The sequence below is a fragment of the Noviherbaspirillum sp. UKPF54 genome (assembly GCF_007874125.1).
Lineage (GTDB): Bacteria > Pseudomonadota > Gammaproteobacteria > Burkholderiales > Burkholderiaceae_D > Noviherbaspirillum.
Window position 1 is genome coordinate 4,083,577 of record NZ_CP040128.1, and the last position, 15,459, is coordinate 4,099,035.

The 15,459-nt window shown below is 64.5% G+C and carries 14 protein-coding genes; 10 read left to right on the top strand and 4 right to left on the bottom strand.

Going from position 1 to position 15,459, the window contains the following annotated elements; all coding sequences use genetic code 11:
* Positions 1-81 precede the first annotated feature (81 nt).
* On the top strand, positions 82-516 hold the full coding sequence (locus FAY22_RS18870) for a CoA-binding protein (protein WP_146332054.1): 435 nt from the start codon (positions 82-84) through the stop codon (positions 514-516).
* Positions 517-1,281, top strand: coding sequence for an SGNH/GDSL hydrolase family protein (locus tag FAY22_RS18875; protein ID WP_246860567.1), 765 nt, complete (start codon positions 517-519; stop codon positions 1,279-1,281).
* A 29-nt stretch (positions 1,282-1,310) separates the two neighbouring features.
* On the opposite strand, the gene FAY22_RS18880 is transcribed toward FAY22_RS18875, so the two are convergent.
* Positions 1,311-3,143 (bottom strand): GGDEF domain-containing protein, encoded by a 1,833-nt coding sequence (locus FAY22_RS18880; protein ID WP_146332056.1) that lies wholly within the window; start codon positions 3,141-3,143, stop codon positions 1,311-1,313.
* Positions 3,140-4,240: an ABC transporter substrate-binding protein gene (locus FAY22_RS18885; protein ID WP_146332058.1), complete on the bottom strand. Its 1,101-nt coding sequence runs from the start codon at positions 4,238-4,240 to the stop codon at positions 3,140-3,142. The genes FAY22_RS18880 and FAY22_RS18885 overlap by 4 nt, the downstream gene beginning before the upstream one ends.
* A gap of 195 nt (positions 4,241-4,435) precedes the next feature.
* On the opposite strand from FAY22_RS18885, the gene hemE reads away from it, so the two are divergent.
* From hemE to FAY22_RS18910, 5 genes are all read left to right on the top strand, one after another.
* Positions 4,436-5,524, top strand: a complete 1,089-nt coding sequence (hemE, locus tag FAY22_RS18890; protein WP_146332060.1) for a uroporphyrinogen decarboxylase — start codon at positions 4,436-4,438, stop codon at positions 5,522-5,524.
* A 793-nt stretch (positions 5,525-6,317) separates the two neighbouring features.
* Positions 6,318-8,339 carry a primosomal protein N' gene (locus FAY22_RS18895; RefSeq protein WP_146332062.1) on the top strand — a complete coding sequence of 674 codons (2,022 nt, stop codon included), beginning with the start codon at positions 6,318-6,320 and terminating at the stop codon, positions 8,337-8,339.
* A gap of 131 nt (positions 8,340-8,470) precedes the next feature.
* A complete protein-coding gene (locus FAY22_RS18900) occupies positions 8,471-9,073 on the top strand; it encodes a hypothetical protein (RefSeq protein WP_146332064.1) in 603 nt (200 codons plus the stop codon).
* A gap of 95 nt (positions 9,074-9,168) precedes the next feature.
* Complete coding sequence (locus FAY22_RS18905) at positions 9,169-11,337, top strand: VTT domain-containing protein (RefSeq protein WP_246860568.1); 2,169 nt, start codon at positions 9,169-9,171, stop codon at positions 11,335-11,337.
* A gap of 38 nt (positions 11,338-11,375) precedes the next feature.
* Entirely contained in the window at positions 11,376-12,095 is a 720-nt protein-coding gene (locus FAY22_RS18910) for an endonuclease/exonuclease/phosphatase family protein (protein WP_246860778.1), read from the top strand.
* Between the two features lie 15 nt (positions 12,096-12,110).
* Here the strand turns inward: FAY22_RS18910 and FAY22_RS18915 are convergent, their stop codons facing one another.
* Complete coding sequence (locus FAY22_RS18915; RefSeq protein ID WP_146332068.1) at positions 12,111-12,710, bottom strand: hypothetical protein; 600 nt, start codon at positions 12,708-12,710, stop codon at positions 12,111-12,113.
* Between FAY22_RS18915 and FAY22_RS18920 the strand changes: the two genes are divergently transcribed.
* The 3 genes from FAY22_RS18920 (at position 12,694) to FAY22_RS18930 (ending at position 14,861) form a co-directional block, all read left to right on the top strand.
* Complete coding sequence (locus tag FAY22_RS18920) at positions 12,694-12,912, top strand: hypothetical protein (RefSeq protein ID WP_146332070.1); 219 nt, start codon at positions 12,694-12,696, stop codon at positions 12,910-12,912. The two genes, FAY22_RS18915 and FAY22_RS18920, sit on opposite strands and share 17 nt — an antisense overlap.
* Before the next feature lie 13 nt (positions 12,913-12,925).
* Positions 12,926-13,564 carry a YsnF/AvaK domain-containing protein gene (locus tag FAY22_RS22470; protein ID WP_246860569.1) on the top strand — a complete coding sequence of 213 codons (639 nt, stop codon included), beginning with the start codon at positions 12,926-12,928 and terminating at the stop codon, positions 13,562-13,564.
* Between the two features lie 127 nt (positions 13,565-13,691).
* Entirely contained in the window at positions 13,692-14,861 is a 1,170-nt protein-coding gene (locus FAY22_RS18930) for a YsnF/AvaK domain-containing protein (RefSeq protein WP_146332071.1), read from the top strand.
* Between the two features lie 56 nt (positions 14,862-14,917).
* On the opposite strand, the gene FAY22_RS18935 is transcribed toward FAY22_RS18930, so the two are convergent.
* Complete coding sequence (locus FAY22_RS18935; protein WP_146332073.1) at positions 14,918-15,388, bottom strand: SRPBCC family protein; 471 nt, start codon at positions 15,386-15,388, stop codon at positions 14,918-14,920.
* Positions 15,389-15,459 lie beyond the last annotated feature (71 nt).

The window sequence follows — 15,459 nt, forward strand, 5'->3', positions numbered from 1 at the left end:
GCGTGCTCGCCGCCCGGCCTGCGCGCATGCGTCGCCTGCACCGAAACTTCGTTTTGTGTCGTTATGTGACGCGGGATTCCCATGATGCTGGATGCAGATGCGATTCGAGCCTTGCTCACCGAAAGCCGCACCATCGCGGTGGTCGGCCTTTCCACCAAACCAGAACGCCCGAGCTACGGCGTGGCCAAGTACCTGCAGCTGCACGGCTACCGTGTCGTCCCGGTCAATCCGACGCACGCGGGCGAACATATCCTCGGCGAATATTGCCATGGCACGCTGACGCAGGCCGCCGATGCAGTCATGCGCGCAGGCGCGCGAATCGACATCATCGATTGCTTTCGCAAGTCGGAACACGTGGCGCCGGTCGTCGACGAAGCGATTGCCGTCGGCGCGCGCTGCGTATGGATGCAGCTGGGCGTGATCGATCACGCCGCCGCCACCAAGGCAGAGACCGCTGGCCTGGCCGTGGTGATGGACAAGTGCATCAAGATCGAACATGCGTTCGTCATGCGTTGAATGCCCGCCAAGTTGCGCCGCTACCTGCCTGAACTGATTGCACTGCCATTGCTGCCCGTTCTGATCGCGCAGGGGCATCGCACGCGCCGCATCACCCCGCGCCTGCCCGAAGCGGGCGGGCCATGCGCGGGTATTGCCGGCACCGGCGCAGGCGAGCCACTGTCTCTGCTGACGGTTGGCGAGTCGCCGGTGGCCGGGGTGGGGGTGGCCACGCATGAAGAAGCGATCACCGGCCAGCTGGCGCGCGTCTTGGCGGTACGCCTGCAGAGGGCCGTCCACTGGCGTGCCTGCGGCAGCAACGGCGTCACCGTGCGCGAGGCGCTGCAGCAGGTCGTGCCCTCCATTCCCGCGCAGGCGGTCGATATCGCGCTGGTGGCGTTCGGCGTCAACGACACCACCGCGTTTCATCCGGTACGCCGCTGGCAGTCCGATCTGCGTGCATTGTTGCAAGCTGTCGACGCGCGCTGCGCCCCGCGCTTGCTGCTGCTGTCCGGCGTGCCGCCGGTCGCCCATTTCCCCGCGCTGCCGCAGCCACTACGCTGGGTCATGGGTCTCAAATCCGCCGCACTGGACGCCGCCGCACGCGAAATGGCGCCGCACCTGCCGCGCGCGTTGTACGTACCGCTCGAACTGGCGGTACGCGACACGAGCATGCTGGCCGTGGACGGCTATCATCCGTCGGCTAAAGGCTGTGCTGCCTGGGCCAAGCTGCTGGCGGATGCATGTCTTTCGCATCTCGGCGGGCAAGCAACCCATGCCGGTTAAGCGCATTACCGCCGCCATAGCTGGCAGCGCTACGCCGACAGCATGACGCGATTGCGGCCTTCCTTCGCGCCGTACAAGGCCAGGTCCGCTTCCTGCAGCAGCATGTCGAAATCCTTGTGTCGTCCCGGCTTGAGAGACGCCACGCCGACGCTGACCGTCACCCGGTCTGCCACGCTGGACGATTCATGCGGCAGGTTCATGTCCCACGCGGCTTGCCGTACGCGTTCGGCCAACTCCAGGGCCTGCCGGGTGTCCACCTGGGGCAGCAGCACTGCGAATTCTTCCCCTCCCAGACGCACCAGTACCTCGTCGACACGTCGAAACAGCGGGGTCAGGGCGGCCGCCAAAGCTGTCAGGCAGCGATCGCCCTGCGCGTGGCCGTAGGTATCGTTGTAGCGCTTGAATTCGTCGATGTCGCACATCAGCACCGACAGCGGCGCATCGCTGCGCAAGGCACGGCGGAATTCCACATCCTTGATGTCGTCGAAGTGGCGTCGATTGGCTAGTCCTGTCAACGGATCGTGCCGGCATAGCCGGTGCAGTTCCCGATTGGCCCGTTGTAGCGCTTGCTGGGCCTCCAGCAGGTTCAATTGCGCGGCCTTGTGGTCGAGCATGTTGGCCGACACGCGTGCCGCCAGTTCAAGCAGCCCTGCCTTTTCGCTGTCGGGAGCAATGACGCATCCGGTCAGGGCGAGCAGGCCGATGGTGTTGCCGTGAACCTCCACGCCGACCAGTGTATATGCGTCGTCTCCAAACAATGTCAGCAGGCGTGCGTCGCCGTCGCCCGAATCGCCGCACAGCCAGACGCGCGACTGGTGATTTGCGAGCAGACGCCGTGGAAGCATTTCCTCGGACAGGAAAACGTCGTTCTGGACGCCATGCATGCGCGGCGCCGGCCATCCGTTTTCAACCCTGAAGCCGCGCCGCCGGCGGTCATGCGTCAACAGCAGGCAGCGGCTGGCCGAAAAATATTCACGGAATGTGCCCAGGCCATGGTCAACTGCGCTGCTAGCCTGCGCCGGCGGCAGGTTGATGAATCGGGTCAGCACGCGAATGACCAGCGCATGAAAGCTGCGCAGGCGCTCGAGCGAATGGGTGCGCTCGGCCACCATACCGGCCAGCGAGTCGCGATGGGTGCGCAATTCCATTTCCAGTTCGCGCTGCCGGTTGATGTAGCCGGACAGTTGGCCGTGCAGCCCGTTGAAGGCATGGCATAACTGGTCGAGCTCGTCACGATAGGGGCGCTGGGCGCGATCAAGCACGATCGAGCGGCCTAGTGCGGTCGGGCGCAACAGCGAGACCTGGCCGGCCATGTGCGACAGGTGGCGCGTGACCAGGGTACTGATCAGCCAAGCCATCAGCAGGCCGAACGCCACCCCCTTGACGGCTTCGGCGCCGAGCACGCGCACGGCGTCTACCTGGAGCCGATGCAGGAAAGCGTGGCGGTCGACATGCAACAGCAGTTGCGCCACTATCTGATCCGGCCGTTCCGGGCTGAACAAGGCTTCCTGCCATGTCAGCGCCCCCTCCGCATCGGCGGCCTGCTTGCCGACCTGAATGGTCTGCCCGATCGACGTGCTCAGCGTCGCATGCCCGACCATCGGAAAATTCGCCAGCGCGTCGAGTTGAAGACGCACCGCCGGCATGTCCAAGTCCCACACGCTGTTGGCCAGGCTTTTGCGATAGCTGGCGGCGGCAAACCGCAACTGTTCGAGCGCAGCCTCGCGCTCGTCCACGTAATTAATCCCGATTAATACCGCGGTCATCAGCAGCGTGAAAAGCACGCTGTACAACAGCGCCCACGCCACCACTTGGCGGCGCAGAGGACGAAACGGTTTGGCGAGATCGGCGTCGCTGTTCATTGCAGCTCCCGCCGTAGGCTGAACCGGTAGCGGCGCAACCGCGGGCGCAGGTGCTTGGAGAACCGGCGGAAGTCCACCGATGAAAAATCCTCATTACCGAAACGCTCCAGAAATACGCGCGCACGCCGCTCGTCGAGCAGCAGGAACAGCTGTGGCCGCAACTGCAATCCTTCGCTTCTGAAATCCCGGCCATGGTGATAGTCGTACAACATCACGAGGCCGAACGCGCCGGCGGCAAAATGGCCGCCCGCCAATGCCGAGATGCGACCGTCCAGGCGCGCCTGCAGCACCTCCGGTGAGTTGTTGATAGCGGAAAACAGGAGGTCTTGGCCCGCTGTACGCCCGTCAGCTTCAGCAGCCTCCATCGCGCCATAAGCCATCAGGTCGCTCGCCGCCCAGAATGCATTCAACTGTGGATAGCGCAGCATCAGCGCCTGCGCCTGTTCCCGCGCGCGGGCGCGGTCCCAGTTGCCATATACGACTTGTTCCAGCACTACCGACGAATCGCCTGCGAATGCCCGGACAGCGCCGGCCAGACGCTGGGTCGCCGTCGGCGTCGCCTTGTCGCCGGCGATCGCCGCCACATGCACTTTGCCGTCGCTGGCAACCACACCCAGCCTGCGCGCCTGCTGCACCAGCTCCAAAGCACTCAAGCGCCCGGCTTCGGCGGCACTCGGCGTGAGCGAGCCGATCCAGTTGCGGTACTTTTGGCGCGGCTGGCCGAATTCCGCCACCTGCGCGCCCTCGAAGGTGCTGAACGTCACCAGTGTCTTGATGCCCGCCCGGTCGGCCAGCTTCAGCATTTCGCCGCCGGCCAGCTTTTCGTTGACGATCATGAGGTAATTCGGCTTGCGGCGGCGCTGCGTCACCTGCTGGACCAGCTCGATCATTTTCAGATGATCTCGCTCCGCATACAGCACCTCCAGCTCAATCCCAAGCTGCTGCGCCGCCGGCTGCATGAAGCGCGTGACGCTGCGCCAGAACGGTTCGTCCGACCGGCCCGGATTAATGAAGACAACGCTGAAAGCGGATGCCCATAACAACGGGCTTGCCAGGCCCAACAGCAATCCGACGCAGGCAGTAATCTGTCGGCGCATGCCATGCTCCTCTTCGCCCGCTGAATGCGAACGGCAGGAAATTGCTTTTTGTTAAATTAAACAAAGAATTGCCACTATAGCGATAGGGTTTTTCAAGCTGAAGCGTTTTTCGCGGTTTTGCTCAAAAGCATCGAGTTTTCGTGATCTGGATCAGCAGCAGGTCGGCGATAATGGCGGATTCATGAAAGAGATGCCATGACCGCCAAATTCGCTCCCCTCCAGAACGACACTTTCCTGCGCGCCTTGCTGCGCCAGCCGACCGAGTACACGCCGCTGTGGCTGATGCGCCAGGCAGGACGCTACCTGCCCGAATACTGCGCCACCCGCCGTCGCGCCGGCTCTTTCCTGGGCCTGGCCAAGAGCCCGGACTTCGCCACCGAAGTCACGCTGCAACCGCTGGATCGCTACGCGCTGGACGCCGCCATCCTGTTTTCCGACATCCTGACCGTGCCCGACGCCATGGGCTTGGGCCTGTATTTCGCCGAAGGCGAAGGCCCGAAATTCGAGCGCCCGCTGCGCGACGAGAAGGCGGTCATGGCGCTGCAGGCGCCGCCGCCGGGCGCGCTGCAATACGTGTTCGACGCCGTCACCCAGATCCGCACCGAATTGAATGGCCGGGTGCCGCTGATCGGTTTTTCCGGCAGCCCGTGGACGCTGGCCTGCTACATGGTCGAAGGCGGCGGCTCGGACGACTTCCGCACCGTGAAAACCATGCTGTACAACCGTCCCGACCTGATGCACCACATCCTCAAGACCAATGCGCAAGCGGTGGCGGCTTACCTGAATGCGCAGATCGAGGCAGGCGCGCAGGCGGTGATGATCTTCGACACCTGGGGCGGGGCGCTGGCCGACGGCATTTATCAACAGTTTTCGCTGGCCTACATGCGCGAGGTGGTGGCGCAACTGAAACGCGAGCATGACGGCGTCAAGATCCCGGCGATCGTGTTCACCAAGGGCGGCGGCTTGTGGCTGGAGGAAATCGCCGGCATCGGCGCCGACGCGGTGGGGCTGGACTGGACGGTGAACCTGGGGCAGGCGCGGGCGAAAGTCGGGCACAAGGTGGCGCTGCAGGGCAACCTCGATCCGAACGTGCTGTTTGCCGGCCCCGAGCAGATCCGGGCGCAAGTGCGCAGGCTGCTGGAATCGTTCGGCCAGCCGCAGGCCGGTGCCGGGCACGTGTTCAACCTCGGCCATGGCATTTCGCAATTCACCCCGCCGGAAGCAGTCGCCGTGCTGGTCGATGCCGTGCACCAGATGAGCCGGGAAATGCGTGCGTCCACCTGATGCCAAGTGGTTACTGCCCGCATGCAAAATGTGTCTTCGGGTGAACAGAAACGGACCAACTTAAAGTGGTTTATTCACAGAGATGCGCTTGTGCATTGCAGCACGAAAATTTATTTTTATCTACTTTTCCAGCCCGCATTCGATTTATAACTCGTTGATTTCAAACGACTTAATTTTTGCTTTTCAATTTAGCATTTTATCGAAACCCGCATAAAACCTGGGTTCGCGGGCTGTCAAGAGGGGCTTGTCCACAAAGTTATCCACAGAGTTTGTGGATAGTTAAAAAAGCGCTTATGAAACGGGTAGTTAGATCACTTTCTGAAAAAACGCATTAAGTTTTCAATCCGTCTATTTCATTCCCTTGATGCAATGCCCTCTCTTGACACGCTTCGCAATGTCAAGGGAGAAAAAGTAGCGGTGCAATTTGTTGACGAAGATGTAAGCGGTTTTGCCCACATCAATGTGCGCGAAGTCAGAGCGCCGGAACTAAAAGACGCCACGCCGACACAACTTATTCACACCAACAACTTGCATAGAATCTAAAGAGATGCAACAAATTTTTTCCGCGAAATATTTTTTTGCCATCAAGGCGATTTTTTAAGTCATTGATTTGAAAAGTAATTTTTCCTGCTTTTCAAATGGGCAATTTGTTAAAACCCGCATGAACGCTGGTGTTTCTGGCTGTCAAGAGGGGCTTGTCCACAAAGTTATCCACAGAGTTTGTGGATAGCTGGAAAAATCCTTACAAATCTAGGATTTATCCGAATTTTTCAATCATTACATTACGCCGTTTGTGACCCATCGCATTCTTCGCATCGTGCTCGACACCCCGCTGGACCGCTGGTTTGACTATCGCTGGACTGGCGAAGGCGAACCGCAGGCCGGCCAGCTGGCCCTGGTGCCGTTCGGCCAGCGCAAGGTGGTCGGCCTGATCGTCGGCGTCGAAGACCAGACCGAAGTCCCCGCCGACAAGCTCAAGGATGCGATCGCCGTGCGCAGCCAGCTCGCGCCGTTGTCGCCCGAATGGCTGGCACTGTGCGCTTTCGCGGCCGACTATTATCAGCGTCCGCTGGGCGAGGTCGCCGTGCCGGGCCTGCCGAAAAACCTGCGCGCGGAAAAGACGATTTCGCTGGACCGCGCGCTGAAAAAGATCGGGCAAGCCGAGCGCACGAACGATCCGGCGCCGCGCGCCATGCCTGTGCTGAATGACGCGCAGCGCGCCGCCGCCGATGCCATCGCCGGCGCCCAAGGATTCGCGCCGACCCTGCTGTATGGCGTGACCGGCAGCGGCAAGACCGAAGTGTATTTGCATGCCGCCGCGCAGGTCCTGGCGCAGGACGGGCAGGGCGCGGCGCAAGTGCTGATCCTGATCCCCGAAATCAATCTCACGCCTCAGCTCGAAAGCAATGTGCGCGCGCGCTTTCCCGGCGTGGCCGTGGCCACGCTGCACAGCGGCCTGGCCGAAGGCGAGCGCTTGAAGCACTGGCTGCTGGCCCATCAGGGGCAGGCACGCATCGTCCTCGGCACGCGGCTGGCGATCCTGGCGTCGCTGCCGCACCTGAAGCTGATCATCGTCGACGAAGAGCACGACCCGTCGTACAAGCAGCAGGAAGGCTTGCGCTATTCGGCGCGCGACCTGGCGGTGTGGCGCGCGCGCCAGCTCGGCATTCCGATCGTGCTGGGCTCGGCCACGCCGTCGCTGGAAACCTGGCACCATGCGCAGTCCGGCCGCTACCGCAAGCTGGAGCTGCGCGAGCGCGCCGTGCGCGACGCGGTGCTGCCGCGCGTGCGCTTAATCGACATGGAGCGCGACAAGCCGGCCGAGGGGCTGACCTCGACCCTGATATCGGCCGTGAAGCTGCGCCTGGAACGCGGCGAGCAGTCGCTGCTGTTTCTGAACCGGCGCGGCTACGCGCCGGTGCTCGCCTGCGACGCCTGCGGCTGGATCGGCAACTGCCCGCGCTGCACCGCCTTCATGGTGCTGCACAAGCCCGAGCACCGCATGCGCTGCCACCACTGCAGCCTGGAGCAGCGCATTCCAAAGCATTGCCCGACCTGCGGCAATATCGATTTGCAGCCGCTCGGGCGCGGCACCCAGCGCGTCGAGGAGGGCTTGCAGCGCCTGTTTCCGCAGGCGCGCCTGTTGCGCATCGACGCCGATTCCACGCGCTTAAAGGGTAGCGCGCAAGCGGCCTTCGAGGCGGTGCACCGGGGCGACGTCGACATCCTGATCGGCACGCAGATGGTGGCCAAGGGGCACGACTTCCGCAACCTCACGCTGGTCGGCGTGCTCAATCCCGACACCGCCCTGTTTTCGCACGATTACCGCGCGTCCGAGCGGCTGTTCGCCCAGCTGATGCAGGTGGCCGGCCGCGCCGGGCGCGCTGCGCAAAAGGAGGGCGGCAACGCCAGCGAAGTGCTGGTGCAGACGCGCTATCCGCAGCATCCGCTGTATGGCGCGGTGATGGCGCACGACTATGACCGCTTCGCTTCCGGCTTGCTGGAGGAGCGCGCGCAGGCCGGATTGCCGCCCTTCCTGTACCAGGCGCTGCTGCGCGCCGAGGCGCGGGAACTGCAGACCGCGCTCGACTTTTTGCAGCAGGCGGCCGAGTGCGTCGCGCATCCGGGCATCACGATCAACGACCCGATCCCGATGACGATGACGCGTGTGGCCAACGTCGACCGTGCCCAGCTGCTGGTGGAGTCGGCGTCGCGTCCGGCGCTGCAGGCGTTCCTGAAGGTATGGCTGGCGACGCTGCGCGAGAGCAGGACGCGCGTGAAATGGTCGCTGGAAGTCGATCCGGTCGATATTTGATCGGCGTTCGATCTGGCAAGCGGCGCCGACCGCGCTTGCCGGGCGCCTCAGACACGCTCTGAAACTTTAAGCAGCCGCAACGCCGCATCTGCCTGATGTCCTACAGTGAGTGCATCCGAGGGGTGAGCACGATGCGATACCTATTTCTTCTTCCCGCATGGTTCCTGTCGTCTACTGTCATCGCCGCGCCGGCGCAGGGCGATTTCAGTGGCGTATGGACGGCCCTGGTTTGTCCTTCCGGCGTCAGGAATGACCCGGCCAGGTGCGGCCATTTCGTTCTCGAACTGTTCCAGAAGCAGGACCGGCTGTGCGGTTCGCACCTGGTCGCCACCGCCGGCGCGGCACAGATGGAAGATGGCGGAGGAGGTGCTGGAGGCGGTCCCACGCTGACCGGCACTGTCGCCGCCGATAAGGCGAGCGTGACCGTGGCCGGCAACCGGGTCGCATCGCCGGCCGGCGTGCCAGCCGAGCTGACGCTCGGGCGCGGTACGCTGCAATGGCACCGGCTCGACAAGCCCGGCAGAAACGACTTGCTGCCAGTGAATGCGCGCCTGACCAAATCGCGCGCCAAGACCTTGCTCAACCCTGTCTTTGCGCAACAACTGGCCGCCGCCTGCTCGATGATTTCCCTCCAGCCCAGCGATAAGGAGGGAACGCCGGCCACGACGCCGCCGCACCAGCAATTGCATCCGGGACAAAAAACCGGGTTGGCGGAAAACGACCGCCGCGACTGACGGCCTGCCACTTGCAGGACTGTTGCAGAAACTAAGCGCGCCTGTCCGCGTCGAATGAAACACAAGTCTCGTTTCCATTCGGCATAGGAGGCTGCTTGCGCGAATCGCTTTCCGATCATTCCACTGCCGCTGTCCTGCAACCGGGACGCAATTGCTGGCGCATCGAGCGCGCCCGGCGCTTTTCCATGCTGGTCGACGCGGATGCCTATTTTTGCGCGGTGCGCGCCGCCATCCGCCGCGCCCGCCATAGCATCTTCATCCTGAGCTGGGATATCGACAGCCGCGTATGGCTGGTGCCGCACGGCGCCAATGACGGCTGTCCCGAACCGCTCGGCGATTTTCTGCACGCCATCGTCGCCGCGCGCCCCGACCTGCATGCCTACGTCCTCAACTGGGACTTCGCGATGCTGTATGCGCTGGAACGCGAATGGTTGCCGGTCTATAAGCTGGACTGGCGCACGCACCGGCGCCTCGAATTCAAGATGGACGGGCAGCATCCGATCGGCGGCTCGCACCATCAGAAAGTGGTGGTGATCGACGACAGCGTGGCCTTCGTCGGCGGCCTCGACCTGACGCGCAGCCGCTGGGACACGCCGGAACACGCCTGCCGCGAACCGCGCCGGCGCGACAGCGACGGCCGGCCGCATGCGCCGTTCCACGACGTGCAGGCATTGGTCGACGGCGCCGCCGCGCGCGCCCTGGGCGAACTGGCGCGTGCCCGTTGGCGCGCCGCGACCGGCCACGAGCCGGTGGCGCCGCGCGAGGTGATGCCGGATGCGGCGCACGATCCCTGGCCGGCGCAGGTCGTGCCGGACTTGACCGACATCGACGTGGCCATCGCGCGCACCGAGCCGGCATTCGAGGGCCGTCCCGGCGTGCATGAAGTGCGGCAGCTGCATCTGGATGCGATTGCCGCCGCGCGCCGCAGCCTGTTTTTCGAAAACCAGTACTTCACCTCCGGCATGATCGCCGATGCGCTCGCCGCCCGCCTGGCCGAACCGGACGGGCCGGAAGTGCTGATCGTGTCGCCCCAGACCCAGAGCGGCTGGCTCGAGCAGGTGACGATGGGGGTGCTGCGCGCGCGCGTGCACCGCCGCCTGCGGCAGGCCGACCGCCATGGCCGCTACCGCATGGCCTGCCCGCAGATTCCCGGCCTGCGCGAGCAGTGCCTGAACGTGCACAGCAAGGTGTTCGCGATCGACGACGATCTGTTCTGCATCGGGTCGGCCAATCTCTCCAACCGGTCGATGGCGCTTGATACCGAATGCAACCTCGTCATCGAGGCGAGCGGCGACGGGCCGCAGCGGGACCGCATTCGCGCCGCCATTACCCATTTGCGCAACCGCCTGCTGGCCGAGCATCTCGACAGCACGCCGCAAGAGGTGCAGCAAGCCATCGCGGCGCACGGGAGCCTGCATCGCGCCATCGATGCGCTGCGGCATTCGGACCGCACGCTATGCCGGCTCGATCCGGTCGTGGCGCCCGAACTCGACTCGCTCATTCCGGAACAAGCCCTGTTCGATCCCGAGCGGCCGATCGAGCCGGACGAGCTGGTCACGCAATTCGTGCCGCGGGAAGCGAGCAAGCCGCTGCCGGCGCGCCTGATCGGCCTGGGCATGCTGGCCATCGCGCTGGCCCTCCTGGCGGTGGTGTGGCGCTTCACGCCGCTGCGCGAATGGATCAACCTCGAATCGCTGGTGCGCTACGCGCATGAACTGGAAGGCTTTCCGCTGGCGCCGCTGGCGGTGCTCGGCAGTTATGTCGTGGCGGGCTTGCTGGTGGTGCCGGTGACGCTGCTGATCGCCGTGACCGGCATCGTGTTCGGTCCGCTGAACGGTTCGATCTATGCCATTGCCGGCACGCTGCTGAGCGCGGCCGTGACTTACGGCGTCGGCCACTGGCTGGGGCGCGACACGGTGCAGCGGCTGGTGGGGCCGCGCATCAACCGCCTGAGCCAGCGCATCGCCCGGCGCGGCATCCTGGCGATGGTGGTCATCCGCATGCTGCCGGTGGCGCCTTTTACGGTGGTTAACATGGTGGCGGGCGCCTCGCATATCCGCTTTCGCGACTACATGATCGGCACCACGATGGGCATGGCGCCCGGCATCATGATGACGGTCACCTTCGTGCATCACCTGGCAGAAGCGGTGCGCCGGCCGAGCGCGGGAACGGTCGCGGTGCTGGCGGGCGTGGCGTTGTTGATCATCGGCCTGGCGGTGGGCCTGCAGCGCCTGCTCAAACGCAAGGAGGACCGCACGGCATGACGGACACGCTGACCGCTCCCGCGACGCCAGCGCAGCACATGGCACCTGCGCCGGCCGCACCCGACCTCGATCCGTGGCCGTTGACGATTGCCACCTACAATATCCATGGCGCGGTCGGCTGCGACGGCCGCTTCGCGCCCGAGCGGGTGGGCGCGGTGCTGCGTGAAATCAATGCCGACGTGATCGCCCTGCAAGAGGTGCCGCTTGGCGGCAGCCGCACGCCCAACGTACTGACCACGCTGCAGAAGGCCACCGGCTATGCCGCGGCCGAAGGGCCGGCCTGCGATACGCCCGAGCGGCGCTACGGCAATGCGGTGCTGTCCCGCTATCCGATCCTGTCGATGCGCATGATCGACCTGTCGTTCGGCAGCCGCGAACCGCGCGGCGCGCTCGATGCCGACCTCGACTGCCACGGGCACATGCTGCGCGTGATCGCCACCCACCTCGGCCTGCGCCCGGCGGAACGGCGCGACCAGATCCGCCGCCTGCTGCAAGTCTTCGACACCGACGAAATGCCGGTCATTTTGCTGGGCGATATCAACGAATGGTTTGCCTGGGGCCGCACGCTCAAGTGGCTGGTGTCGCATTTCCAGGCCGTGCCGGCGCCGGCCACCTTCCCGTCGCGCCGCCCGGTGTTCGCGCTCGACCGCATCTGGATCCGGCCGCGCCACCGCCTGGTGCATGTGGAGGTGCATGCCACGCCGCTGGCGCGGGTGGCGTCCGACCACCTGCCGCTCATCGCGCACATCGACGGCTAGCGCTTTGCTTCTTCGCTACAGGCGCCGGCCCGCTCCGGCATCGCGCGGCGCCTGCGGCGGAGTGCCGATCAGGTCCGGCGTGTCGAGCGGATTGAAATCGCTCCAGTCACCGTTGGCGATGGTGCCCTGGGCGCGCTCGATGTCGACCGCGCCCGCCGCGCGCAGCACATGGATGGCCTGATCTTCCTGCGCGCCGTCGGCCACGGCCACCGCCACCAGCATGCCCGACTGGCGCTGCGCCCGCGGGTCTTGCGCATCCAGGGGGACGCCGCTGTCTTCCTTTTCCTTCATCTGCGACATGCTGCCGACCAAGCCGCCGACGTGCGCACCGACCAGGCCGCCGGTGACGGCGCCGACCGGCCCGAGAAATGGAGCGGCGGCAACACCGGCGGCCGCGCCCACGGCGGCGCCGGTCGCCACCCCCTTGCGCGACTGTTCCGCGCCGGGCGACTCCATGCGGTCGCCGCCGATCGGGTAAGTGTCGTGTTGTCCCGCGGGATTGACGAAAAAGGTGGAAATGTCCTCGCGCGCGAACCCGGCGCGCAGCAGTTCCGCCACCGTGTCGTCGACCTCGGTTTGCTGCTGGAACCGGCCTGCAATGATGGTGCTGCTCATGGCTGCCTCCTGTTGGCTTGCTGCGATTAAAGAAGATATGAACATGCATCGGCGCATTAGTTCGGAGGCTGCCGCGAGCGGTGCCAGTGTAAGTTTTTCCGCACGGTTGGTAAAAATGGATGGCGTCTTCCCCGGCGCGCGCCGGCAGCAGCGCAAGCGGCCCGGCCTGCTACTTGCATGTCCGGATTCCCCTTTCGACTGAATGGATGCAGCCCATGGCGCATTTTCACGATAACGGCAGCACGCATCTGTCCGATGGGACGTTGGCCAATGCGCGGGTGATCGATGCGGCCGGCCACCAGGCGGCGATAGTTTCAACCCAGCATGTCGGCGCCGAAGAGCAGGCGTGGATCCGCATCGACGGCGGTACCCGGGTGCTGGTGCCGGTGAGCCTGTTGGCGAGCGAGAGCGATGGCACGTTCCGCCTGCCCTTCACCTTCGACATCGGTTCGGATGCTGCGGTGCAGATGTCTTTTCCGGTGCTGGAAGAGCAGATGCAGGTGGAAAAGCGCATCGTCGACACCGGGCGCGGTGTGCGCCTGCACAAGACCGTGGCCGAGCGCGAACGTCTGCTCGACGAACCGCTGCGGCGTGACGAGCTGGTGGTCGAGCATGTGCCGGTGGGGCAGATCGTGCAGGAGGCGGCACCGCCTCAGGCGCGCTACGAAGGCGACACGCTGGTCGTGCCGGTGCTGGAAGAGGTGCTGATGGTGCAAAAGCAGCTGCTGTTGAAGGAAGAGGTGCGCATCACGCGACGGCAGCACCAAGTGCGCGAGCCGCAAAGCGTGGTGTTGAGGTCGGAACAAGTCGCAGTGGAGCGTTTCGACGAAGGCGCCGGTCACACACCGCAGTAAGCGCAAGGCAGGCACGGCTTATGCCTGTGAAGCAGATTCAAGTCGCGGCAGCGGACTCGGCATGGAAGCGGCAACACATGCTCGGGCGGGACTGCCGGATGATCTTGTTAATTAGGAGAGACTGATCATGGAAAACACCGTTGTAGGCGTGTATGACAGCTATACCCAGGCAGAAAGCGCGATGAATGAATTGCTCGCTGCCGGTTTTTCGCGCGAGGACGTGCATCTCGACCAACAGGCGACGAGCGGCTCCCAGACCGCCGTCAGCGGGCGCGAGGATACGGGCGAGTCGGGCATCGGCCACTTTTTCCGCTCTCTGTTCGGGCTGGAAGAGCACCGCGAGCATCGCGACATTTATTCGGAAGCGGTGCGCCGCGGCAGCTGCGTGCTGACCGTCGATGCGGCCAGCGAGGACATGCGCGACCGCGCCACCGAAATCATGAACCGGCATGATCCGGTCGACATCGACGAGCGCGCATCGCACTGGCGCAGCCAGGGCTGGGCCGGCTACGATGAAAGCGCGCCGATGCTGACCGATGCCGAAATCGAACGCGAGCGCGGCACCTATGCGGCACGCAGCACCACGGACATGAACCAGGCGGCCGCAACGAACCTGCGCACGGATCAGACCGCCGGCACCGAAGGCACGCGCATCCCGGTGGTGGAGGAACAGCTGCGCGTCGGCAAGCGTGAAGTGCAGCGCGGCGGCGTGCGCGTCTACCAGCGCGTGACCGAAAAGCCGGTGCAGGAATCGGTGCAGCTACGCGAAGAGCATGTGGATGTGCAGCGGCATGCGGTCGACCAGCCTGCCACCGAGGCCGATCTCGCCGCCTTCAAGGAAGGTTCGGTCGAAGTGCGCGAAATGGCAGAAGAGCCGGTGGTGTCGAAGACCGCGCGCGTGGTCGAGGAAGTCGTGGTCGGCAAGGATACGACGCAGCGCACGGAACAGGTCAACGATACCGTGCGCCGCACCGATGTCGAAGTCGAGCAGCTCGGCGCGGGCAGCACCCGGCGCACCGACTATGCCGACACGACCGCCAGCGTCGACGATGCCGACTACCGCCGTCACTGGCAAAACGCCTATGGCACCACGGGCGGGCGCTATGAAGACTACGATGCCGCCTATCGCTATGGCTCGACCATGGCCGGCAGCGGCCGCTTCAAGAATTACCAGTGGCAGGATGTCGAGCCCCAGCTGCGCAGCGACTGGGAAACGCAGCATCCGGAAAGCACCTGGGACAAGGTGAAGGACGCGGTGCGCTACGGCGCCGAAAAAGTCACCGGCCGCCCGCATTGAAGCCTGTGTCTTGATTCAGCCCTGTTCCCGCCCGCGCGGGGACGGGGCTTGATTGGCTAGTCGAGCTGGCCTTCTTCGGCCATCTGCCGGATCGTGCGTATCGTGTCGATGTCGGCTTCCTCGTAGGCGGAGCGGCGAAAGTCGTTGTACATCGCCTGCGCGCTGTCGTCGGCGTCGCTTGCGCCGTCGTCGTATTCGAAGCGCACGAAGAATGCGCCCGGCTGCGGCTCCTCGATCGTCATCGTCAGGCTCGACGCCGGAATATCCTTTTGCTGCGGCACCTGGTAGACCACCCGTTCCTGCGGGTGCAGCACCACCTTGTCATGCACGGTGACGTCGCCGTAGTGCGAGATGCGCACCAGCGTGGTTTCGGTCCGGTCCAGGATGACGCAGTTGTCCAGCCAGGGGATGAAGGCTTGCGGCGTTTCCGCGCGTAACACCAGCCCGCGCCACAGCTGCTTGCGCGACAGCGGTTCGATCAGGGGATTGAGCGGGTCGTTGATCTCGATGAGATGGGCGAATTTCATGATGCATGCTGCTGCGAGAGGTCGGTAACCTCCCAGTGTAGCGCTATCTCGCTCAATTCGGCAGCGGCAGG

What these genes read in the sequence shown, in the direction of transcription:
- FAY22_RS18930 (WP_146332071.1), top strand. Translation starts at nt 13,692, where the DNA reads ATGGAAAACACCGTTGTAGGCGTGTATGACAGCTATACCCAGGCAGAA.
- FAY22_RS18870 (WP_146332054.1), top strand. Translation starts at nt 82, where the DNA reads ATGATGCTGGATGCAGATGCGATTCGAGCCTTGCTCACCGAAAGCCGC.
- FAY22_RS18915 (WP_146332068.1), bottom strand. Translation starts at nt 12,710, where the DNA reads ATGAGCAGCACCATCATTGCAGGCCGGTTCCAGCAGCAAACCGAGGTC.
- FAY22_RS22470 (WP_246860569.1), top strand. Translation starts at nt 12,926, where the DNA reads ATGGCGCATTTTCACGATAACGGCAGCACGCATCTGTCCGATGGGACG.
- FAY22_RS18910 (WP_246860778.1), top strand. Translation starts at nt 11,376, where the DNA reads ATGGCACCTGCGCCGGCCGCACCCGACCTCGATCCGTGGCCGTTGACG.
- FAY22_RS18875 (WP_246860567.1), top strand. Translation starts at nt 517, where the DNA reads ATGCCCGCCAAGTTGCGCCGCTACCTGCCTGAACTGATTGCACTGCCA.
- hemE (WP_146332060.1), top strand. Translation starts at nt 4,436, where the DNA reads ATGACCGCCAAATTCGCTCCCCTCCAGAACGACACTTTCCTGCGCGCC.
- FAY22_RS18920 (WP_146332070.1), top strand. Translation starts at nt 12,694, where the DNA reads ATGATGGTGCTGCTCATGGCTGCCTCCTGTTGGCTTGCTGCGATTAAA.
- FAY22_RS18900 (WP_146332064.1), top strand. Translation starts at nt 8,471, where the DNA reads ATGCGATACCTATTTCTTCTTCCCGCATGGTTCCTGTCGTCTACTGTC.
- FAY22_RS18880 (WP_146332056.1), bottom strand. Translation starts at nt 3,143, where the DNA reads ATGAACAGCGACGCCGATCTCGCCAAACCGTTTCGTCCTCTGCGCCGC.
- FAY22_RS18885 (WP_146332058.1), bottom strand. Translation starts at nt 4,240, where the DNA reads ATGCGCCGACAGATTACTGCCTGCGTCGGATTGCTGTTGGGCCTGGCA.
- FAY22_RS18935 (WP_146332073.1), bottom strand. Translation starts at nt 15,388, where the DNA reads ATGAAATTCGCCCATCTCATCGAGATCAACGACCCGCTCAATCCCCTG.